The organism is Corynebacterium meitnerae, assembly GCF_027570075.1.
GTDB lineage: Bacteria > Actinomycetota > Actinomycetes > Mycobacteriales > Mycobacteriaceae > Corynebacterium > Corynebacterium meitnerae.
On record NZ_JAKMUS010000004.1, the window covers coordinates 104,632 to 125,884 of the forward strand.

The 21,253-nt window shown below is 59.3% G+C and carries 18 protein-coding genes and 1 pseudogene; 9 read left to right on the forward strand and 10 right to left on the reverse strand.

The genetic code is table 11. The annotated features are described in order from the left end of the window. Positions 1-311 precede the first annotated feature (311 nt). The 4 genes from L8U60_RS04010 (at position 312) to L8U60_RS04025 (ending at position 7,348) form a co-directional block, all read left to right on the forward strand. Positions 312-2,312, forward strand: coding sequence for a class I SAM-dependent DNA methyltransferase (locus L8U60_RS04010; protein ID WP_269965084.1), 2,001 nt, complete (start codon positions 312-314; stop codon positions 2,310-2,312). Then, the gene (locus L8U60_RS04015) at positions 2,305-3,570 is read left to right on the forward strand and encodes a restriction endonuclease subunit S (RefSeq protein ID WP_269965085.1); all 1,266 of its coding nucleotides are present in this window, start codon (positions 2,305-2,307) and stop codon (positions 3,568-3,570) included. The genes L8U60_RS04010 and L8U60_RS04015 overlap by 8 nt, the downstream gene beginning before the upstream one ends. A 2-nt stretch (positions 3,571-3,572) precedes the next feature. Further along, the gene (locus L8U60_RS04020) at positions 3,573-7,097 is read left to right on the forward strand and encodes a type I restriction endonuclease (protein ID WP_269965086.1); all 3,525 of its coding nucleotides are present in this window, start codon (positions 3,573-3,575) and stop codon (positions 7,095-7,097) included. Positions 7,098-7,183: 86 nt separating this feature from the next. After that, the gene (locus L8U60_RS04025; RefSeq protein ID WP_269965087.1) at positions 7,184-7,348 is read left to right on the forward strand and encodes a hypothetical protein; all 165 of its coding nucleotides are present in this window, start codon (positions 7,184-7,186) and stop codon (positions 7,346-7,348) included. 18 nt (positions 7,349-7,366) lie between these two features. Here the strand turns inward: L8U60_RS04025 and L8U60_RS04030 are convergent, their stop codons facing one another. From L8U60_RS04030 to L8U60_RS04045, 4 genes and pseudogenes are all read right to left on the reverse strand, one after another. Further along, on the reverse strand, positions 7,367-8,443 hold the full coding sequence (locus tag L8U60_RS04030) for a glutathione S-transferase family protein (protein ID WP_269965088.1): 1,077 nt from the start codon (positions 8,441-8,443) through the stop codon (positions 7,367-7,369). Positions 8,444-8,500: 57 nt separating this feature from the next. Then, on the reverse strand, positions 8,501-8,920 hold the full coding sequence (locus L8U60_RS04035; RefSeq protein ID WP_269965089.1) for an SLAC1 family transporter: 420 nt from the start codon (positions 8,918-8,920) through the stop codon (positions 8,501-8,503). A 1-nt stretch (position 8,921) separates the two neighbouring features. Further along, positions 8,922-9,377: pseudogene (locus tag L8U60_RS04040) on the reverse strand (SLAC1 family transporter); the annotation flags it as partial. 60 nt (positions 9,378-9,437) lie between these two features. Then, positions 9,438-10,805 (reverse strand): purple acid phosphatase family protein, encoded by a 1,368-nt coding sequence (locus L8U60_RS04045; protein WP_269965090.1) that lies wholly within the window; start codon positions 10,803-10,805, stop codon positions 9,438-9,440. Between the two features lie 137 nt (positions 10,806-10,942). Between L8U60_RS04045 and chrA the strand changes: the two genes are divergently transcribed. The 3 genes from chrA to L8U60_RS04060 all read left to right on the forward strand — a co-directional run bounded on the left by chrA (position 10,943) and on the right by L8U60_RS04060 (position 13,435). Then, positions 10,943-12,133, forward strand: a complete 1,191-nt coding sequence (chrA, locus tag L8U60_RS04050) for a chromate efflux transporter (RefSeq protein WP_269965091.1) — start codon at positions 10,943-10,945, stop codon at positions 12,131-12,133. Between the two features lie 98 nt (positions 12,134-12,231). Continuing rightward, positions 12,232-12,492 carry a hypothetical protein gene (locus tag L8U60_RS04055; RefSeq protein WP_269965092.1) on the forward strand — a complete coding sequence of 87 codons (261 nt, stop codon included), beginning with the start codon at positions 12,232-12,234 and terminating at the stop codon, positions 12,490-12,492. A 10-nt stretch (positions 12,493-12,502) separates the two neighbouring features. Beyond that, complete coding sequence (locus tag L8U60_RS04060; RefSeq protein ID WP_269965093.1) at positions 12,503-13,435, forward strand: LLM class oxidoreductase; 933 nt, start codon at positions 12,503-12,505, stop codon at positions 13,433-13,435. A gap of 109 nt (positions 13,436-13,544) precedes the next feature. On the opposite strand, the gene L8U60_RS04065 is transcribed toward L8U60_RS04060, so the two are convergent. From L8U60_RS04065 to L8U60_RS04075, 3 genes are read right to left on the reverse strand one after another with little or no spacing between them, the layout of a single operon-like run. Then, a complete protein-coding gene (locus tag L8U60_RS04065) occupies positions 13,545-14,132 on the reverse strand; it encodes an anti-sigma factor (protein WP_269965094.1) in 588 nt (195 codons plus the stop codon). Beyond that, positions 14,132-14,680, reverse strand: a complete 549-nt coding sequence (locus tag L8U60_RS04070) for a sigma-70 family RNA polymerase sigma factor (RefSeq protein ID WP_284866062.1) — start codon at positions 14,678-14,680, stop codon at positions 14,132-14,134. The genes L8U60_RS04065 and L8U60_RS04070 overlap by 1 nt, the downstream gene beginning before the upstream one ends. Positions 14,681-14,710: 30 nt before the next feature. Beyond that, on the reverse strand, positions 14,711-14,989 hold the full coding sequence (locus L8U60_RS04075; RefSeq protein ID WP_269965096.1) for a hypothetical protein: 279 nt from the start codon (positions 14,987-14,989) through the stop codon (positions 14,711-14,713). A gap of 159 nt (positions 14,990-15,148) precedes the next feature. Between L8U60_RS04075 and L8U60_RS04080 the strand changes: the two genes are divergently transcribed. Further along, positions 15,149-16,774 carry a cytochrome c biogenesis protein CcdA gene (locus L8U60_RS04080; RefSeq protein WP_269965097.1) on the forward strand — a complete coding sequence of 542 codons (1,626 nt, stop codon included), beginning with the start codon at positions 15,149-15,151 and terminating at the stop codon, positions 16,772-16,774. On the opposite strand, the gene L8U60_RS04085 is transcribed toward L8U60_RS04080, so the two are convergent. Further along, positions 16,771-17,910, reverse strand: a complete 1,140-nt coding sequence (locus L8U60_RS04085; protein ID WP_269965098.1) for an aminotransferase class V-fold PLP-dependent enzyme — start codon at positions 17,908-17,910, stop codon at positions 16,771-16,773. The genes L8U60_RS04080 and L8U60_RS04085 overlap by 4 nt on opposite strands. 4 nt (positions 17,911-17,914) lie before the next feature. Then, positions 17,915-19,033, reverse strand: coding sequence for a ThiF family adenylyltransferase (locus L8U60_RS04090; RefSeq protein ID WP_269965099.1), 1,119 nt, complete (start codon positions 19,031-19,033; stop codon positions 17,915-17,917). 24 nt (positions 19,034-19,057) lie between these two features. Between L8U60_RS04090 and L8U60_RS04095 the strand changes: the two genes are divergently transcribed. Next, positions 19,058-20,779, forward strand: a complete 1,722-nt coding sequence (locus L8U60_RS04095) for a BCCT family transporter (protein WP_269965100.1) — start codon at positions 19,058-19,060, stop codon at positions 20,777-20,779. Here the strand turns inward: L8U60_RS04095 and L8U60_RS04100 are convergent, their stop codons facing one another. Next, on the reverse strand, positions 20,780-21,193 hold the full coding sequence (locus L8U60_RS04100; RefSeq protein WP_269965101.1) for a hypothetical protein: 414 nt from the start codon (positions 21,191-21,193) through the stop codon (positions 20,780-20,782). Between the last annotated feature and the right edge of the window lie 60 nt (positions 21,194-21,253).

Genomic DNA, 21,253 nt, shown 5'->3' on the forward strand with positions numbered 1-21,253 from the left:
AGCGTTGTTGTGGCAGTGCAAGGACGGAAGGCCACCGCTGATGGTGAGACGTCGATTTCTGGGGCTGCCGATTAGTGCTGCTGGGAGCGGATTCGCTGTGTGGTGATCCGTCGGCTTGGTGCTGGTGCGCTAGCGCAACCTGATTCACGACGGTGGCGGTGGCTGCAGTCGATATCGTGTGAAGCCAGCTGTTAAGCGGATACTCTTAGCTGCTTAACCCGCAGCTGTTGTGTTGCGCTGAATGTGCGTCTCCCTGTGAGAAGATCGGATCGTTACTAAAGAAAACCGTGCGATATACGAGGGCTTCTCCAATGGCGGATACTTCCGAAATTCTTGACTCGATTACCCCGAAGCAGACTGCCAAGGTCAACAGCCTTAACGCAGCCATCTGGCAAACCGCCGATGATTACCTTCGCCTCATCGTTCCTGCTGAGAATTACGGCGACTACATCATTCCGTTTACGGTGCTGCGTCGCCTCGAAGGACGCTTGGCTGCCACGAAGCCGGGCGTGCTCGAGCTTGTCCGCCAAGAGAATGAGCGCGGAACCGACCCTACGATTGTCGGTCTCAAGATTGAGAACATGTTCAAGCTCCGCTTCTGGAACACGTCTGAGCTTTCACTGGAGCGTCTTGCTACCTCCGATGACGCACTTAATGAAGGGCTGAAACAGTATCTCCGTACCTTCTCCGCGAACATCTTGGAGATCTGGGATGCGTTCGAGTTTGAAAAACTGGTCGACTTTTTGGACCGCAACAATCAGCTGTGGAACATGGTCAACCACTTCGCGTCTATCGATATGTCTGATGAAGCGCTTCAGGATCAGACGATGGGCGATATTTTTGAGAACCTCATGTACCGCTCCTTCGCACGTAAAGCGAAAGATGCCGGTGAGTTCTATACCCCGCGTGATGCGATTCGTCTGATGACGTCCATCCTGTTCACATCCGATGACGCCGAACTGGAAGAAGACGGCATCATCCGTTCCGTTTACGATCCAACCGCTGGTACGTGCGGCATGCTCATCGCTGCCCGCGACGCGCTGCGTGCAATCAACCCCGGCATCGAGGTGATCATCGCCGGCCAGGAACTCAAAGAGTCTTCCTTCGCGATGGGTAAGTCTGACCTGCTCATGCAGGGCTTTAAGGACCCGGAGGTTCTAAAGTACGGCAACTCGTTGACCAATGACCAGTATGCGGATGACACCTTTGACTACATCATGGCGAACCCTCCGTACGGTTCTTCCTGGAAGTCGTTTCAGAAGGACGTGAAGGCGCTCCAGGAACAAGGGGACCCTCGTTTCGCCGAAGGCCTACCGGCAGTGAGTGACGGCCAGATGCTGTTCTTGATGCACATTGCACACAAACTTGCTCCCGCTGATGGTCCCACAAAGGGCGGCCGTGCTGCGGTGGTTACCAACGGCTCTCCGTTGTTTACCGGCGATGCCGAAAGCGGTCCGGATAGCATCCGCAAGTACCTCATTGGTGCGCAAGGTGGAACCGAAGTTCTGGATGCGATCATCGCGCTGCCGAATGACATGTTCTACAACACCGGCATTGCCACGTACATCTGGATCCTTGACCAGAACAAGGAGCCTCGCCGCCGCGACAAGATCCAGTTCATCGACGCGACTGACATCTGCGCTCCCATGCGCAAAAACATGGGGCAGAAGCGTTACGAGTTCACGGAAGACAATATCCGCGAAATCAACCAGCTCTACAAGAACTTCGAAGAAAACGAGCGCTCCATCATCGTCACCGCCGACGATCTGACTTACCGCGACGTTCCCATGTTCAAGCTGGCGCACTACGCCGTCAGCGTCACCGACGAAACAGTCGCGGAAGCGATGAACCACAAATCCGCATTCCCGAAACATGAAGCAGTGATCCGCGCCATGCAGCGACGCGAATACAACGATCTCCCGAAAGCACTGAGAGCTGAGGCCAAGGAACACGGCGTGAAGATGGGCACGCCGCTGCTCAAACACATCATGAAGTCCCTCGCCATCGAGGACGAGAACGCACCCGCCTCCTTCGACGAGAAAGGAAATCCTGTAGTAGACGCTTCGACAAAAGTTATCGAGCGCGTCCCATACCTCGAAGACGTCACCGAACACATGGAACGCGAAGTGCTCCCATTCGTCCCCGACATGCAGTGGGACGAATCCCTCGCCAAAGTAGGAACCGAACTCCCACTCACCCGACTGTTCTACAAACCAGAAGAGACCCGCTCTTTGGAAGAATTAGACGCAGATATTGCCGCTTCCTTGGAACGCATCGCAGCACTGTTTGGGGAGGTGCGTTCAAATGACTAATAGCCTTTTTCTCGTAAGTGACATATCTAACGGTCAGGAGTGGCGGAATGCAGGATTCACAAACACAGTACCTCTCTCACTGCTTGTGAATTTTCGCAATGAACCCAATCAGGACCTAGATGCTCAGTATCTTTCTCTGCTGAGAGAAAAGGGTGTGATGAGATATGAGGACAAGGGCGCAGTAGGAAACAGAAAACCCGAAGACTTGACGCGAACTAAGAAAGTTTATGCAGGGGACATCATTGTCAACAGCATGAATTTCTGGATTGGTAGCTACGGGATAAGTCCATTTGACGGGGTTGTTTCGACTGTTTATCACATCATTTCGCCCGATGAATCAAAGCTCAACACTAGATACTTGAACTACTGGTTTGGTGTTCAGGAATTCCGCAACCAAGCTCAAAACATGGGAAACGGCATTCTCCCGCACAGGCGGAGCATTTCTGAAGACCGTTTCGGAGCAATTCGCATCCCTCTCCCTGAACTCGAAACCCAGCGTCGTATCGCTGATTATCTGGATAAGGAAATCAGCGAGATGGATGCGGTGATTGAAGAATTTGACGGGCTAGTTGAAAACTTAAAAAACCGGAAAACGCAATTTCCCTCTAGCCTAATTCCCGGCATTCAGGATGCAATTGATCTGAGTCTTGGGGGCTCATCTCGAGTTTGCCACTCTGAAGTATCACTCGTCCCGATACGGCTTCTAGGACGAAAAAATACCGTTAAGAACACTGGGATGCTATCGGAGAATCGTCTTTCCCTCTCCTACGGGAATATAGTGCGGAAACCGATAGAATCTAGCGAAGGACTGCGCCCAGATTCATACGAAACCTATCAAGTGGTGCAGCCAGGACAGACAGTATTGCGGTTCACTGATCTTCAGAATGATCATAAGTCCCTGCGTTCTGGCTTAGTGCGAGAGAAAGGGATTGTGACCTCAGCCTATTTATCTTTCGTCCCTAAACATCCTGGACTCGACAGTTCCTTCTTTGCGTGGTGTATGAGAGCACTGGATAGCAAAAAGGTTTTCTACCGAATGGGGTCAGGCGTTAGACAATCCCTGAATTGGGAGGAGTTCACGACTCTATTGATACCTCTCCCATCGCTTGACAAGCAGCGAGAAATCGCTAACAAACTCGACCAAGAAACCGCCAAGATGGACGCACTCATCGAAGAATCCACACGACTCATCGAGAACCTCAAAGCGCGAAAGACTGCGCTGATCACTGAAGTCGTTACGGGGCGAAAAGAGGTCTAATCATGGTGAACCCAATTCTTGAAGAAGCGATGGAACTGACCATCTGCCGTTCTCTCAACAGCCAAGGCTGGATTTGGAACAAGGGTGCCAACGACAAGGGCTTTGACCCCGAACTCGGGCTGTTCCCTGAAGACGTACTCCACTGGCTGAAGACTCAGTATCCGGAGCAATACGAGCGGGCGATTCCTGAGACTGCGAACGAAACAGAGCGAAAGTCTCGTGAGTACCGGCTGTTAAAGCGTCTGACTAAGGAGCTCGACCACACGCCAATTCTTGATGGCATCACCAAGAAGGTCAACGGCGGACTTCTGGGCACGCTTCGAGATGGGTTCTCGTTCACGCAGACAGACCTCGGCACCGTGAACTTCCCGGACATGGCGGGCTTCTACCCGTATGACCCGGCGAAGACGGATGTGATCGACAAGGCGAAAGAAAACCGCCTACGCGTGCTGCAGCAAGTCCACTTTGAAAAAGGTGGCTTAGGTGAGATTGATCTTGTGCTGCTGGTCAACGGCATTCCCGTCATCACGATGGAACTCAAAACTGACAACACGCAGTCGATTGACGATGCCGTCAAGCAGTACAAGGACGACCGTAAGCCGAACAGCTCGAAGCGTCCGCTACTTAATCCCGGCCGCTGTCTCGTCCACTTCGCAGTGTCTTCTCGTGAAGTCATGATGACCACGGAACTCAACGGTGCCGATACTGTCTTCCTCCCGTTCAACCAGGGAACCGAGGAAGGCCGCGCTGGCAACCCCGACAACCCCAACGGGTACAACGTTTCCTACCTGTGGGAGTGGGTGTGCTCGCCAGACCTGCTCTTGCGCATCCTGAAGGATTACGCACTGTGGGAGCCGTCCACGAAGGGCAACGAGGGTCGTCTGATCTTCCCGCGCTTCCACCAGTTGCGCTCTGTTGAACGTGTCACCAGCGATGTCGCCACCAACGGCACCGGCAGGCGCTATTTGATCCAGCACTCTGCGGGATCCGGCAAGACGAAAACAATCGCGTGGTTGGCGCACCACGCCAACAAGATGATCCACGAAGACGGGACGAAACTTTTCGATTGCGTAATCGTCGTTACGGATCGCACCGTGCTGGATAGGAACGTCGCGGATGGACTTTCGCTGCTTCAGGCCTCTGAAGGCATGGTCATCAACATCACCAACGATGACACGTCCAAGTCCGAGAAACTGAACCACTACCTCACCCAGGGCAAGCGCATTCTGTCCTGTACGCTGCAGACCTTCCCAGCACTGGCGCGGACCATTGATCGTTCCTCGAATCTTCGTAACCGTCGTTGGCTGGTCATCATCGATGAAGCGCACTCCTCGCAGCACGGCAAGACTTCTCGCACGTTGCTGGAGACGCTTTCAGATACACCTGATGAGCTTGCAGAGGCTGCGTCGCGGGCAGCTGCGGATCTAGAAACAGATGAAGATGCTCTGGAAGAAAGCATGTCCACTCCTCTTGGGTCGGCAAAACTCACCCGCGCAGAGAAGGATCATCTCCAGCAGCAGCGAGATTCGGCTGTCGCACGTTCGTCCAACGTCACCGTCGTTGCGCTGACGGCTACTCCGAAAGCTAAGACGTTGGCCGTGTTTGGGGAGCCATCCCCGGACAACCCGGACAAGCGTGTGGCGTTTGATCTGTACTCGATGGCGCAGGCTATCGATGAGAACTTCATCCTGGACGTGCTCCAGAACTACATCTCGCTTTCGCTCTACGCCAAGATTGAAGACCGTCTTGGACGTGAGGATGAGGTCGTTCTTGGCGAAGCGAAGTCAGCACTAAAGCACTTCGTCCGCTCGCATGAAAAGACGATCCATTCCAAGGCGCAGGTTGTAGTAGAGCACTTCGACAACAACGTCCGCCACCTGCTTGGCTCCGCAGCGAAGGCAATGGTGGTCTGCGATGACCGCATGGCTGCTTACACCTGGTTTAGAGCGGTCCAAGATGTCATCAAATCCAACCAGAAGTACCAGGGGTTAGAAGCTCTCGTCGCGTTCTCTGGCTCACTGAATGTGTCCAAGGATGAGGACGTAGAGGAGATCGTCACCGAATCCTCCCTCAACAACGAGAACGCCCCTGAAGGCAAACGCCGAATGGACACCATGAAGATGTTCGACGGTGCTTCATACAAGTTCCTAATCGTGGCAAACAAGTATCAGACCGGATTTGATGAACCACGCTTGTCTGCCATGTACGTGGATAAACCGCTCGCCGGCGTCATGGCGGTGCAGACATTGTCGCGCCTCAACAGAACGATGCCGTCGAAGAACAAGACAAAGACGTTCGTGGTCGATTTCGTGAACGCCCCCGAAACGATCTTGGAATCGTTCCAGCCGTACTACTCTCAGGCTTCCATTGACACCGATGTTGATCCGGACATCCTGGCGGATCTAGCTCGTGTGCTGGATGCATCCCAGTTTTACTCCCCGGAAGAAATGGAAGAGCTCGCCAACGTTTTGATGGATCCTGACCTCGATGTGAAGAAGAAGGACTCCCTGATTCGCATTGGAATTGATCCGATTGTCACTCGGTGGAGTGACGTCTATCTCGGCGCACTCGCATCCGGAGATAAAGAGAACGAAGCAGTGGCAACGGACTTCCGGGCCAACCTGGAAAAGTATATTCACGCCTGGGATTTCTTGAGTCAGTTCATCGATTTCCAAGATGTGCGATTGCACAAGCGCGCAATCTTCGCTGATCTGCTTCTTCGCAACCTCAAACTGGGCAAGAAAGCACGAAACGAGGATTACATCACCGGTGTGGATGTGGTGAAGACCGCCGTCACGGGTGATGTTGAGAAGGGCCAAAAACTTGAGCTGAGTATTGAGGACTCTCAAGCCCCGCTTCCTGTACCTGGCTTCGACGGTCGCATGTCCACGGGCGGGGCAGGGGATCCGCTGCAGGGCGCCTTCCGTGAGGCGGTTCAACAAGTCAATGACCTGTTCTCTGCTGCGGGGATTGACATGTCGAATTCTGCGAACACCCGCATGGTTCACGCCGTGTGGGAGGCGCTGGCTAATGATGACGAAGTGGAGAAGCTGGCAACCAAGAACCCTCAAGAAGCGTTGGCCAGGTCCCCGAAGTTGCGTAACAAGGTGCTCTCCGCGCTCGTTGGTGCCGGTGCAGAACAGGAGCAGTTCACCAACTTCATCCTCGGTGGTGAAGATGCGCTGAGCGTTCTCACTGCCGCGATGGCCCGCCTTGCAGTTGCTGCGATGGAAGACAAAGCCCGCGGCATTGCGCTGCCAGATAACGCCCTTGCAGGTGACGAGATGGGCATCGCGGAGACATCACCGGTTGAGGAACGCATCCACGATCTACTTGATGTGCTTCGCATGCACGCTGGCAACAGTCCTGTGGAAGAGCACTTGGCCCAGGCGTTGGACGATGCGCTTGCAACCCGTGGTACGTCCAACGTCTTCGAGGTGGTTCGGAAGCAGTTTGTGGAGCATTCGCTCCCAGTGGATGGCGAGTTGTACCAAGGAGTAGTCATGTACGCGGTCGAGCGTTACTAGGGGACAGGAAGCATCGGGACAGCTTGCTCCCGTCCTCTACAGTGAACTGTAAACGCTTGAAACCTAGGGAAGGTTTGGTACGGACTATGGCGATGTTTCGCTCCACGATGCGCGGGATGGACAAGATTTCCTTCAATCATTCGAGCGACGTCGATAAGGCTCTCGCGGAGGCTCGGCGCCGTACGCAGACCCGGCAGTCCCGAGCATTCAATCGGGTTGGAGGCAACATCCGCCGCCGCATCAACCAGTAATCCCAGGGGGATTGGCGCCTACCCCAGCCCAAACAGCTCCCGCTGGAAGTCCGTGGGGTTCTTCAGCTGTTCGGACTCGGGCAGTGGGCCGGGCAGGGTAGTGCCCTCGGCAAACGGTGAGCCAGGCAGGTGGTCGCGGCCGTGGGGTTGGGCGAGGCCGGAAAGGTCGGGGCCGGCGGGGACGATCTGGGTGGGGTTCACTTCGCGGTGGACGATGTAGTAGTGCTGTTTGATCTCCGTGAAGTCGGTGGTGTCGCCGAAGCCGGGGGTCTGGAACAGCTCGCGGAGGTAGCCGTAGACGTTGGGCATTTCGGTGATCTTGTTCCGGTTCGTTTTGAAGTGGCCGTGGTAGACGGCGTCAAAGCGGATGAGGGTGGTGTAGGCGCGGATGTCGGTCTCCGTGATGTGTTCACCCATGATGAAGCGGCGGTTGGTTAGGCGGTCTTCGAGCCAGTCGAGGACCTCAAACACGTCGGCATAGGCTTCTTCGTAGGCGTCCTGGGAGGCAGAGAACCCGGCGCGGTACACGCCGTTGTTGAACTTGCGGAAGAGGAAATCATTGATCGCCTCCGTCTCTTCGCGTTGGTCTTCCGGTGGCAGCAGGTTCGGCGCACCGGGGCGCTGGTAGGCGGTCCACTCGGTTTGGAAGTCGCGGACGATGGAGTTGTAATCGTTCGTCACCACCTTGCCGGTTGCTTCCTCCACGATGGCCGGCACGGTGATGCCGCGCGGGTAATCCGGGAAGCGCGCGAAGTACGCATCCTGCAGGCGGGGGATCTGCAACACGGGGTCCACACCGCCCGGATCCAAGTCGAAAGTCCAGGAGCGCTTGTCGTGGGTCGGGCCTGCCAGGCCCAAGGAGATCACATCTTCCAGCCCCATCAAGCGCCGAACGATGACAGCGCGGTGCGCCCACGGGCAGGCACGCGCCGCGATGAGGCGGTAGCGGTGCGGTTGCACGGGCCAAAGCGAGCCTTCGCCGCTTGTCGACGCAACAATGCGGTCCCCGATATAGTTCGTATCCCGCTTGAACTCGCCATCCGTTGAAGCATTCTGGGCATCGCCGGCCCAATCCTTCTGTGCGTCCGCAGTCATCGTGTCCTCCCTTGTCACCCGAAAAGTTTATGACACGTCAACTATACAGGCTTGGTGCTACGTCCGGCTTCCTTCCCAAGCGCCAAAGCGCACCGCGCAGACACCCCAGTGGAGGAGCAAGAACACGAGGAGCGCCAAGGAAAGTGTGTGCCAGCCTTCGTCCCAAGCACCCAAGCACATGGTGCCCACGGGGAAGGTAGAGCCCCACCAACCAGGGCCGTAGGGCGCCCATTGGAGGACGGCTTCGTAGAAGCAGTACATGGCGTAGAGGACACACGGCACGCCGAGGGTGAACATGATGAGGCCGTACAGGTGGGCGTCGAAAAGCAATGTCGATGCTGCCGTCGACTGGCCGACAACACCGAGGGGAATCCACGCTGTACCCGCGGCGGCGCCACGTGGGCGCGTGCGGGACCAGTAGCAGTAGAAGGAAGAGCGGGATCGCGGTGAAGAACGTGAGGAAGAAGCACAGCTCACCCGCGTAGTGATAAAACTCGCCGTGATGGGTGGCCAGCTGCCCGGCGGATGTCGCGGCGACCATCGGGGACACGAGCGCCAAGCCCCACGGGAACGCAGGCTCGGTGTAGTGCGCGGACTGCTTCCACAAACCCCAGAGTTGCCACAAGCACACGATGATGGCTAGTGGCGCACCGACCCACCAGCTGATCAGCTGGAACGCATCGTTTCCCGTGAGTGCCGTCCACGCCGAGCCGCACGCGAGCAGGCCCATCGTGTACATGCCCCACGCCGCCATGTTCTGGTGCCGGGGCGTCTCATTGCGCACGCCAACCGTGAACACGATGAGGAGTCCCGCCGCAATCAGCGCAAAAACGAGCTGGGCTACATGAAATCCATGTAACCCAGTCAAACTCGACGCAATCGAGGTTCCCATTAAAGCGCCGGCCCAAGCGGGACCGAACTTTGGCAACGTCATAGCACTAACGCTAGGCCTGCCACCTCGTTAAATCCACTTTGGGTCGGGGCTTTGTGGTTTTTAGAACGGGAAGAGATCTTTCAGCTCCTTCGGCAGCAGACCAGACTGCGACGCGAAGAGGAGGCCACCGCCGATCAGTGCCAGGAGGCCAGCGAGGATGCCGAAGGCGATGCCAGCCTTGGAGGAGCCAGACGGCTGTGTGCCCTCAACAGCGCGCGTGAGAGTGAAGGAGTCCACATTGCCGCCTTGGCCGTCAGAGGTGGAGACCTTCAGGCTTTCCGGGCTGACTTCAACAGAGGTCCAGTCCGGGGTGGGCCCAACCGTCACGTATTGCACCTCGCCTTCTTGCTTTTCGACGCCCCCCGCCTTATTCCCCTCCGGCACCTTCGTTCGGCTGTAGGCATCACCACTACCGGACAACACCAGGTCCACATCTGCCTCGGCAAACACCTGGGTCATACGTTCACGCCACTGCGTGAACTGCTGATCTTCCTGCCTATGGTGGAAGGTGACTATCACCCAGTCCTTGCCTTTCGCTTGCTGAGCAATGGTGTTGCGCACGAACACCGCGTCATCCTCGATGTCCTGCACATCGTTCGAGTCGAGGGAGACGATGAGTGCGTTGTTGTATGCGAACCAGTAGTTCTCATCCCCCTGAGTCGGGTGGTTGTACATCGCGTTATAGGTCGGTTTGTGGATGTTGTCGTTGCTGCCGTTGTTCACCGCCAAGCGGTACTTGCGCATCTGCTCCGGGGAGAGAAACTTGGAGTGCTCGATGTACGCGGAGTGGCCTGACTGATTGCCGGCGGACAGCAGGAAGGCGGATTTCGGGTACTTCGTGGTGGCCTGGTTCACGGTGTTGGCCCACGCATCGGTCTTCCCGTCGAGGTCCTGCGTGTTGTACAGCTTCGGATCGCCGAAGAACAGGAAGTTCCAGCTATCCCCGTATGAGCCGGTGGTGAAGGCAAGCTCCTTGGACCAGCCATCTGCCTCCGAACCCACTGAGTAGACGTATTTGGTGTTCTCCTTCAGGCCGGTCACGGTGGCCTTGTGGTGCGCGATCGGCGCGAAAAACTGCTTGAGGTCCGGCTCATCCAAGGGGCCTTCAGTCAGGTTCACCTCCGCGTCTGCGGACGTGGCGGCGACCTCCTTGGCGGTGCTGGCATCCGTCCCAGCCTCGTAGATGCGCACCGACTGACCGGTGATGCCAAACGTAGTCACCCAGTTCAACCGGACGCTGTCCTGGGTTTCGCCTACCTGCAGCACAACGTCGTGTGGCTCACGGTTGGGCAGATCGAATTTGTACTGAAATGCGTCTTTGCCCACAACTGGATTCTCGGGTTGAACCTGAGACGCGGCAGACGGAGCAAGCACGCTGGTGGTTGCTACAGCTGCCACAGTGGCGATGGCGAGGAAGCGGTTACGCATGGCGGGATAGTCCTTCCCAGTCTGGCCAGTGGACGGCTCACCGAATGTTTCTGCGTATACTACCTTGTTTTGCCTGTGTTCAGGCATGGTTTTCTTTGCAGCGCGCAGTCGATTCGGGTCTGGTAGATGTTGACCCTGTGAAAGCCACCGAACCAGCCACATCGTCCCCCTGGGAAGTCCTGCGCATTTTCACCCGCCTCGGGTGCACCTCCTTTGGCGGTCCGACGGCGCATTTGGGGTATTTCAGGGACGAGTTCGTGGATAAGCGAAAGTGGTTTACCGACAAGGACTACGCGGACCTGGTGGCCCTGTGCCAGTTTCTGCCCGGGCCGGCGTCGAGCCAGGTGGGTATGGCGATTGGCCTGAAACGCGCCGGGTACCTGGGCATACTGTTGGCATGGGTCGGCTTCACGCTGCCGTCGGTGCTGCTCATGGTGGCCTTCGCGTTGGGCGTGGCGCAGCTGGGCGACATCAGCGGGGCGGGCTGGCTACTCGGCCTGAAGGCGGCGGCCGTCGTCGTGGTGGCGCAGGCGGTGTACGGGATGACCAAGAGTCTGGTCACCGGCAAGATCCACGCGGCCATTGCGGTGGCGGCGCTTACTGTGGTTCTGCTGGTCCCGCACCCACTCATCCATGTTGGGGTTATCGTGCTCGGCATTGTGGTCGGCCTGCTGTTCCTGCGCGCGGAGAAGGCGCCGGAGGAAGCACCGCAGGGGAGTGGCTCGCGCACTCTCGGCATCGTGTGCCTGGCGCTATTCTTCGTCCTGCTCTTCGCCCTGCCCGTCGTTGCGCGGCTCATCGGTACGACCGGCGCGGGCATCTTTGACACGTTCTACCGCGCCGGGGCTCTCGTCTTCGGCGGCGGGCACGTGGTGTTGCCGCTGCTTGAGTCCGTCACCGTCGGGCCGGGCTTGGTGGACCATGACACGTTCCTGGCCGGCTACGGCGCCGCGCAGGCCATGCCGGGGCCGCTGTTCACTTTCGCATCCTTCCTTGGCGCGAGTATGGAGGGTACGAATTGGTTGCTCGGCGCCGTGATCGCCACCGTTGCAATCTTCCTGCCCGCCGCACTACTGGTCCTCGGAGCCATGCCGTTTTGGGAGCGCATCCGCCACGCCCCTCCCGCTGGCGCCGCTTTGGCTGGGGCGAATGCCGCTGTCGTGGGCATTCTTGGCGCGGCGCTGTACACCCCGGTCTTCACAGCCGGCATCACGGGTGCGGCCACGTTGTGCATCGCTGTGGTTTGCTACGCCGCGCTGACCTCCTGGAAGGTGCCGCCGTGGGCAGTGGTGATCGGCGCTGCGCTCGTTGGCTGGGTGGTGCTCTAGCGCAAGTTTTCCGTTTGTCGCGCCAAACCTGCTGAGCACCTGTAATCTTTCTGAAAGTCAAGAACGTGTAGCCAAACAAAAAGACTGGAGCGGGACCTATGAGCTTTATCGATAGCCTGGTGGAGAAGTTGCCGGCTGACGTAGTCAAGACCATCCCCAGCGACAACCCGTCCGGGTTCATCAACGATGCCTTCTCCGTGGTCAAAGAGCTGATCAACTTCATTGTCTCCTCGGTGAAGTTGGCAGGACTCTACAAGCCTGAGGAGGAGAAGCGCGACATGGCCCGCGAGATCTTCGGCGAGTACAGCTCGGATGCGATCGTGAGCGACCTCTTCGGCATCGTCAAACTGTTCTTCTAAGCTGAGGGGCATGTTTGAGCTCTCGGACCGCCCGCACACGGACCTTCCCGGCTTCAAGCGCACCTTCGCGGAAGGGGAGCTCACCGTTGGTCTGAGCTTGCCCATCACGGATCCGCAGGATGACCAGCTGCGTCTTATCCGCAAAGCGGAGGCTGGGGGAGTAGCTGCCATTTGGGTCCGCGATATCCCGCTGCGCGTCGAAACATTCGGCGATGTCGGCCAGGTCTACGACCCCTGGATGTACTTGAGCTACATTGCCGCGCAGACCACCGATATCGCGCTCGGCACTGCTGCCATCGTCGTGCCGTTCCAGCACCCGTTGCTGCTGGCCAAGCGCGCCGCCACCATCGATCGGCTCTCCGGTGGCCGCTTCCTCATGGGTGTTGCCACCGGCGATCGCCCGGAGGAGTTCCCCGCCTTCGGCCAGGACAAAGGCAACCGCGACGAAGAGTTCCGCGAAAGAATTGCTGCTTATCAGCGCGCCACCCTCACCACCGCCACCCCCATCCGCTGGTCCGGCGGCAAAATGGGCGGCGCTGATGTCGTGCCCAAACCCATCGCCCGCGAAGTCCCTCTGTTGGCCACCGGCTCCTGCCAGCAGACCCTGGAGTGGCGTGCGGAGCACACCCACGGCTGGCTGATGTACCACAAGGGCCTGGAGATCCAGCGCCAGAACGTCCGCAATTGGCAGGCAGCAGTCGGCCCGGACCAGTTCAAACCCTTTGCCGAGTCACTCTGGTTGGACCTTCACGAGGACCCCGACGCGCCCGCTTCCGGCGGCACCTTCGGCTACCGCCTGGGCCGCAACGCCCTCATCGAACTGCTACGCACCCAGCGCGAGGTGGGGATCAATCACGTGATGGTGAACTTTAGGGCGTCGAAACGCTCTGCGGAGGAGCAGATCGACGAGTTGATCGAGTACGTGCTGCCTGCCCTTCGCTGACCGCTAGCTAAACCCCGATACCTCCACCCCAATAATCGGCAAAAAATGGCGAATATCGGGTGGGAGGTATCGGGGTCTGTGGCGAGAGGCGGGGAGAGGCGGGGAAGAGCTAGAGCTGCACCTCGGCCAGCACTGTGCCGGAGGGCTGCTCGGCGCCGGCGGCCACTTCCTCGGTGACCAGGACGGAGGAGGTGCCGCCGGGCAGGGGCATCCACACGTCGTCGTGGGGTTCCTGGCCGATGACGCCAGCGGATTCCATCGCGCCGTCGTCCATGACGGCCCAGACTTGGGCGCCCATGCCGTCCGCAAGTGCGGGCTGGCCATTGACCATGGCGCCGCCTTTGCCCATATCAGTGCTGAGCACGATGTCCAGCGTCGCGCCCATGGCATCCGCCTGGCCCTGACGAGCATCCTCAGCACCCATGACCGCGTGCATCTCCTCGATGCCCTGGGCGGTTACGGATTCCGTGGCGCCATTGTCGTTGAACTGGGTGACCACGACGCCACCGCCGACAAACAGCACGACCGCAGCAGCGGCGGCCATGAGGCGGCGGCTGAGGCGATTGTTCCGGGCGGTGGTGAGGTCGGTGGGCTGCTCGGTGGCGTCGATACGCTGCAAGATCGCGTCTTTGAGCTCTGGCGGTGGCGTGACTGGTGAGGCCGCGGAATTGAACAGGTCCTCAAAATCCTTATCCATCACAGGCCTCCTTTCACTGTCACTGCCTTGCGCAACTTCTGCAGGCCGTCGCGCACACGCGTCTTCGCGGTGCCTAGCGCAACACCCGTCGCATCGGCGATTTCCTGGTGGGTGTACTCCCCGAAGTACGCCAACATGAGCGCGCTGCGGTGGGGCTCCCCAATCGAATCAATGAGTTCTTGCAGCTCCTGCGATTCTAGCCGCTGTTCGGCTTCCTCTTCAGCGGGAGCGACCCACGTGGTGAGCTGCAGGTTGAAGTCTTCCGTATCGCGGGCCTGCGCACTGCGCCAACTCCGCAGCCTGTCAATAGACCGCGATTTGGCCAGGCGGAGCACCCACGACTTTGCGCTGCCCCGAGCCGGATCGAAAGTGTGGGCTTTCTGCCACACCTCCACGAACACCTCTTGGGTGACCTCTTCGGCTTGGGCCTGGTCGCGCAGAATGTGAGTGGCTAGACCAAGAACTTGTGGCGCGATGGCGTCATACAGCGCACTGAACGCGGCTTTATCACCCGCGCGCACGCCGTCTAACAGACTATCCAGATCCACAAGTTCCAAATCTAACACCTGGGTCATGGATTACTTGGATTCTTCCATCATCTTGTCGTCGGACATCTTCTCCTCGGACATCATGGAGTCAGAAGGCTCCATGCTCTCCTCGGACATCATCGTGTCGTCAGACATCTTCTCTTCGCTGGACATGGAGTCGCTCATCATGGCGCTGGAGCTCGGGGTCATGGAGCCGTCCATCTTGTCGTCCATCTTGTCCATCTTGTCTGCGGAGTCGTTGCAGGCAACGAGGCTGACGGCGGCGATGGCGATGGTGCTGGCGGTGGCGATGGTGCGCTTGATAGACATGGTGTCTCCTTCATTGGGTTGGTGTTGCAGGCGCAGTTTTCTGGCCCGTCATGAAGTACTACGGAGCACCCCGCCACAGCGGATTGGACCAATCCGAAAAAGTGGGTGGCTCCGTAGTTCCGGGTGTCAGGAAAACGCAATGAAGTAAGGACGTTTGAGATGTTCAGTGTTGTTCTCGTTGGATTTATCGGAGGGGTGATCACAGCGCTCTCACCGTGCATTTTGCCGGTGTTGCCGGTGGTGCTCGGTGTGAGTGTGGGGCGTAAGCCGTCGCACGTGGTGGCGGGTTTGACCATTAGTTTTGCGGTGATCGCGTTGCTGGGTTCGTTGTTGCTCAGCGCGTTGCATTTGCCGCCGTCGGTGCTGCGGTGGACGGGCATTGTCCTGCTGTGCCTTGTTGGGTTGAGCATGATTTTCCCGAAGATCGGGGCGATCGTGCAGAAGCCTTTTGATGCCATTCCGCGCCCGTACCAGCTCCAGCAGAATGCCAAGGACAAGGGCGGTTTTGTTATCGGGTTGGCGCTTGGCGCGGTGTACGTGCCGTGTGCTGGGCCGGTGCTCGCTGCGGTGACGGTCGCGGGTAGTACGGGTGAGATCGGCTGGAATACGGTACTGCTCACCGTGGCTTTCGCGCTGGGTTCCGCGCTGCCGCTGTTCATCTTCGCGCTCGCGGGCAACAAGATCGGGGAGAAGGTCGATGTTGTGCAGCGTCACCGCCGCGCGATTGGTGTGATCGTGCTCGTGTTCACGCTCGCGCTCGCGCTCAATGCGCCGGCCGCGATTCAGCGCTCGCTGCCGAACTGGACGGCGGGTCTGTCGCAGCGTTTTGAGAACTCGGACTTCGCCACCAATGCGTTGGGCACAGGTGAGCTGAATGCTTGTCGACGTTCCGACCCCTCCACCCTCCACGACTGCGGCCCCGCCCCCGAATTCGCCGGCTTGGAGAACTGGATCAACACCGACCAGCCGCCAAGCCCGCAGGACGGCGGCGTCATGCTCGTGGACTTCTGGGCCTATGCCTGCATTAATTGCCAGCGGGCAGGGGAGCACATCACCAAGCTTTACGACGCCTACCGCGACGCCGGCCTCACCGTCGTCGGTGTCCACTCCCCGGAGTACGGCTTCGAACACGACCTGGACAACGTGAAGGCCGCCGTGGAGAAAGAAGGCATCCACTACCCAGTGGCGCAGGACAATTCCTTTGCTACCTGGAAGAACTTCAACAACCGCTATTGGCCGGCGCGCTACCTCATCGACAAAGACGGCAACGTCCGTCAGATCGTGGAAGGGGAGGGCTCGTATGCCGAGACGGAGCAGCTCATCCGTCAACTGCTGCGGGAGGCGAATCCGGGGGTGGAGTTGCCGGAGGTCGTCGAGAAGCAAGAAGGTGCAACTGGCACGAAGGACCGTAACCCGGAGACCTATCTGGGTACCGCGCGTGCGAAGTACACGGCGCAGCGCGACTACATCGATGGCCCGCGCGACTTCGGCGAGCAGCCGGCGCCGGGGACGTACATGTTCGCGCTGTCCGGGAAGTGGACGCTGGGGCCAGAATCCGTGGAGGCCGATGGCGGCTACATGGACATCAACGTGCACGCCGCGTGGGTACAGCTGGTGGTGTCCGGCCAAGGGACGGTGGACGTGGAATACCCGGATGGCTCCACGAAGACCTTCGAGGTCACCGACGGCACCCTGGACCTAGTGAAAGGCGACACGCCCACCGACGGGGTGCTGCGCATCCGGCCATCGGCAGGCGTGAAGTTGTATTCGCTGACGTTTGGTTAGCGCTCGACCTTGTCCAGCGCCTCCGTGAAGCGGGCAACAGCCGCGTCGACATCGGCCCACTTGTCCAGACCGAAGAGGCCGATGCGGAAGGTGGAGAAGTTCTCCGGCTCGCCGACATGCAGGGGAACACCAGAAGCGATCTGGATGCCGGCCTGCTTGAATGCGGCGCCGCTGGACTGCTCCGGGGTGGTGGCGTGCATGACCACGATGGAGGAGGCCTCATAGCCCGGGGCGGCGACGGAGACGAAGCCGCGATCAGCTAACGCCTGGCGGATCTTGGTGCCCAGCTCCACCTGACGTTCGGTGAGTGTGTCCAGGCCGACTTCCTTGGCTTCCTTCATCAGGGCCAGGTTGTGCTGGATCGTATCGGTGGGCAGGGTGGCGTGGTAAGCAGCGGAGCCGTCGACGTAGCCCTCGGAGATCGCGGTCCACTTCTTCAGGTCCATGGCAAAGCTGTCGGAGGTGGTGTTGTCCAGCTCCTTGCGGGCTGCCTCGGAGAACATGATGTAGCCGGTGGACGGGGAGCCGGACCAGCCCTTCTGCGGGGCGGTGATGAGAATGTCCACGCCGCACTCCTTCATGTCCACCCACTTGGTGCCGGCGGCAACACAGTCGAGGACGAACAGCCCACCAGCGTCGTGGGTGGCCTGGGCCAGTTCGGTGATGTACTCCTTCGGCAGCTCCAGGCCAGCGGCGGTTTCCACGTGGGCGGCGATGACCACTGAGGGGCGTTCCTCACGGATGCGCGCGGTGGCGATCTCAGCCGCCGGCGGCACATAAGAGGGACGCTGCGCATCACCAGTCGGCTCCGCGTTGAGCACGACGGCGGAGTCGGTGATATTGCCGGTCTCAAAAATCTGGGTCCAGCGGTAAGAGAAGTTACCGGTGCGGATCACCAGCGCCTTCTTGCCGCGGGCGAACTGGCGGGCCACAGACTCCATGGCAAACGTGCCGCCACCAGGAACAACGGCCATGGAGGAGGCGTTGTACGTCTCCCGCAGAATGGCCTGCAGTTCCTGCATGACGCCGATGAAGCGGGCGGACATGTGGTTCAGGGAACGGTCGCTGAACACTGCCGAGTATTCGAGCAGGCCATCCGGATCAATAGTGGACAGGGGGAGTGTGGTGTTAGTCATGCTTTTACGGTAGCAGCCTGACTCCGCCGGGAAAGTTCACCAATTCAATGCCGCGTTCCTTCGCCAGGGGTTCGAAGGTATCCACGAACCACTGTGAGCGGATGCCGGAAGCGCAATAAACAAGGACGCGGGAGCCTTCCTCGACACTATCTAGGAAATCAGCGGCCATGCGCGGCTGGATTTCCAGATCGGAGGTAGGCAGCAGGTGGCCGGGCACGGGCAGGTCCTCGATGGCTTTCTCGTGCGGTTCGCGCACATCGAGGGGAATGAGCTCGCCTGCCTCCAGTTGCGCGAGGAGTTCAGGCGCACCGTCGGGTACAGCGCAGACCTCGCCATAGCTCCCGCGCAGGGAGGTTGTCAGCGCACGTGCAGGGTCGTGGGTGACTGAAAAAGTGCTTATGCGCGTTTCCAGGGCGTCATACATCATCAGCTTGCCCACCTCGGACTGCCCGACGCCGGTGAGGAACTTGATCACCTCCGTGGCCATGAGCCCGCCAACAACAGAGGTGGTCACGCCCAGCACGCCGGCGGTGGCGCAGTCGGGGACAGAGTCCGCATCGGGTTGCTCGGGGTAGAGGTCGCGCAGGCCCACGCCGTCTTCGGGGGCGCCTGGGCCGGACCACCACAGGGCCACGTCGCCGCGGTAGCGGAGCACGGAGCCCCACACCAGGGGAGTGCCGGTGATCTCCGCGGCGTCGGCGGCGAGGAATTTTGTGGCGAAGGTATCGGAGCCGTCGATAAGCACATCGATGCCCTCGAGGAGTTCCACGGCGTTATCCGCGGTCATGCGGCCGTCGATGATGGTGACCTCAATGTCGGGCTGCAGTGCTTTCAGTCGCTCGGCCGCCACTTCAGTTTTCTTCCGGCCGACATCGTCCGCGCCGAAGAGGATTTGGCGGTGGATGTTGGTGAGGTCGACGGTGTCATCGTCGATAAGCGAAATTTTTCCCACGCCCGTCGCGGCGAGCGTTTGCATGATGGGGCAACCAAGGCCGCCTGCCCCGATGACCAGCACGTGAGCGCCGTGAAGCGCGGCCTGTTGCTCAGGGCCGAAGCCCGGCAAATTCATTTGGCGCGCGGTGCGTTGAAGCTCATTTTCGGGAATCTGATGGGCGATAGTCACGCTTTTAACATAAACTTGATCGGCATGCCTAGGAAACCTAGATTTCAATCAGACCCTCTGATCTTCGGTGTTGCCGCGGGGTTCATTACCCTCTTCGTGGCCGCCACCATCATTTTCGGCGAGCGTGCCCGCGCGACATACTCGCAGGTCTCCGGCTGGATGATGGACAATTTTGCGTGGCTGTACATCGGTGGTGTGTCCGCGGTGTTCATCTTCCTCATTGGCGTTTTCGTATCTAAATACGGCAACTTCAAACTCGGCGATGATGACGATGACCCGGAGTACTCCCTCCCCGTCTGGTTCTCCATGCTGTTTGCCGCGGGCATGGGCGCAACGCTCATGTTCTGGGGTGCCGCTGAGCCGCTGCACCACGCGTTCAACCCGCCGCGCGGTGACCTTGAGTCCATGAGCTCGGACGCCATCCGCCAGGCATTCGAGTTCACCTACTACCACTTCGGTATTCACATGTGGGTGATCTTCACCCTGCCGGGCTTGGCCATGGGCTACTTCATCTACAAGCGCAAGATGCCGGCGCGCTACTCCTCGATGTTCTCCCCGCTGCTCGGCGCCAAGGTATACGAGTGGCCAGGCAAGCTTCTCGACGCAGTGGGCATCATCGGCACCGTCTTCGGCCTCGCCGTCTCCGTTGGTCTTGGTGTGCTGCAGATCAGCGCTGGTCTGAACATCATGTTCGACGTCCCGCTGGTGACGTGGGTACAGCTGGTGATCATCATTGCCATCACCCTGGTTGCCTCCATCTCCGTGGCCACCGGCCTGGATAAGGGCGTGAAAATTCTGTCCAACCTGAACATCATTGGCTCTATTGCCCTGCTGGTGTTCCTGTTCATCGCGGGCCCGACCCTGAAGATCATTGGGCACATCACCGAATCCTTTGGCATCTACGCCAATTCGCTCCCAGAGCTGATGTTCTGGGTCGACTCGAACGGTGAGAACCCGGGCTGGCACGCCACCTGGACGGCGTTCTACTGGGCGTGGACCATCTGTTGGTCGCCGTACGTGGGCATGTTCTTCGCCCGCATTTCCCGTGGCCGCAGCGTCCGCGAGTTCATCGCCGGCACGATCATGCTGCCGACCATGTTTGACATCATCTGGTTTGCCACCTTCGGCCGCACCGCCATGGAGGTGGAGAGTAAGAACCCGGGCGCGCTCACTGGGCCAGTCGTGGAAGACGGTGACACACCGCAGGCGCTGTTCACCTTGCTGGCACAGTATCCGCTGTACATGATCACAGGAACGGTCGCTTTGGCCGTGATCGTGTTCTACTTCGTCACATCCATCGACTCCGCCGCGATGGTCATGGACATGTTTGCTACCGGCGAGGAAGAAAAGACCCCGGCCTACTACCGCGTCGCGTGGGCGTGCGCGGTTGGTGTGGTGACAGCAGCGCTGCTGTTCATCAACGACTCCGGCATCCAGGCGCTGCAAGAAGTGGTGATCATCATCGCCCTGCCATTCTTCTTCGTGTACTTCATCATGATGTACGCGCTGATCAAGGCAATGAGCGACGATTCCTCCGCCGAGCGCCGCTTCCGTTCCCGCCAGTGGGAGAAGACCGATACGGCCGAGAAATACGAGGAAGCCGAAGCCAAGCCCGCGCCGGGCTATGACGCGGAGGGTAATGAGATCGACCGCCCTGAGCTCGAGTACGACTACGAGAACGAAACGTGGCGCCTCACCGAAGCACTCGTGGTGGACGGTGAGACGCCAGAGTCCAAGCAGGACTAGTTAGAGGGCGAACAACACAGCATTCTGGGAGCCGGCGCGAACCAGCGCCGGCTTTGCCACGTCTAGGACGTACAGTTCGCCGGCAAGACCCGGGATGACAACCTTGCTGCCGTTGACGTGAATCTGCAGCGGGTTGAGGCGCATCGGCTGGCCATCAAAGCCCTGGTTCCAGCACTTGGTGCCCACCCAGTTGCGCTGGATGGACACGGCCGGGATGAGGTGGTTTGGCGGGTTACACTCCGGCTGTGCGTCACGGCCGATGTCGCTCACACAGAGTGTTTCACCCTCCACCATGTAGCAGCGGACGGTGTTGTTGGCGTTGGAGACGTAGTTGGGGTTGGCTGCCGCATTCGGAGCGAACGCGGCGGTGGTGAGACCAGCGGCGAGAACCGTGGCGCCAAGTATGCGTTTCATGGTTGAACTCCTAGTCGTAGCGCAGGGGCCCGTGTGACCCCCGTCACGTACAGTCTACGG

Excerpts from the sequence above, each read along its gene's own strand:
- L8U60_RS04045 (WP_269965090.1), bottom strand. The coding sequence starts at position 10,805 with ATGCGTAACCGCTTCCTCGCCATCGCCACTGTGGCAGCTGTAGCAACC.
- L8U60_RS04025 (WP_269965087.1), top strand. The coding sequence starts at position 7,184 with ATGGCGATGTTTCGCTCCACGATGCGCGGGATGGACAAGATTTCCTTC.
- L8U60_RS04010 (WP_269965084.1), top strand. The coding sequence starts at position 312 with ATGGCGGATACTTCCGAAATTCTTGACTCGATTACCCCGAAGCAGACT.
- L8U60_RS04060 (WP_269965093.1), top strand. The coding sequence starts at position 12,503 with ATGTTTGAGCTCTCGGACCGCCCGCACACGGACCTTCCCGGCTTCAAG.
- L8U60_RS04015 (WP_269965085.1), top strand. The coding sequence starts at position 2,305 with ATGACTAATAGCCTTTTTCTCGTAAGTGACATATCTAACGGTCAGGAG.
- L8U60_RS04095 (WP_269965100.1), top strand. The coding sequence starts at position 19,058 with ATGCCTAGGAAACCTAGATTTCAATCAGACCCTCTGATCTTCGGTGTT.
- L8U60_RS04080 (WP_269965097.1), top strand. The coding sequence starts at position 15,149 with ATGTTCAGTGTTGTTCTCGTTGGATTTATCGGAGGGGTGATCACAGCG.
- L8U60_RS04030 (WP_269965088.1), bottom strand. The coding sequence starts at position 8,443 with ATGACTGCGGACGCACAGAAGGATTGGGCCGGCGATGCCCAGAATGCT.
- L8U60_RS04065 (WP_269965094.1), bottom strand. The coding sequence starts at position 14,132 with ATGGATAAGGATTTTGAGGACCTGTTCAATTCCGCGGCCTCACCAGTC.
- L8U60_RS04085 (WP_269965098.1), bottom strand. The coding sequence starts at position 17,910 with ATGACTAACACCACACTCCCCCTGTCCACTATTGATCCGGATGGCCTG.
- L8U60_RS04100 (WP_269965101.1), bottom strand. The coding sequence starts at position 21,193 with ATGAAACGCATACTTGGCGCCACGGTTCTCGCCGCTGGTCTCACCACC.
- L8U60_RS04075 (WP_269965096.1), bottom strand. The coding sequence starts at position 14,989 with ATGTCTATCAAGCGCACCATCGCCACCGCCAGCACCATCGCCATCGCC.
- L8U60_RS04055 (WP_269965092.1), top strand. The coding sequence starts at position 12,232 with ATGAGCTTTATCGATAGCCTGGTGGAGAAGTTGCCGGCTGACGTAGTC.
- L8U60_RS04020 (WP_269965086.1), top strand. The coding sequence starts at position 3,573 with ATGGTGAACCCAATTCTTGAAGAAGCGATGGAACTGACCATCTGCCGT.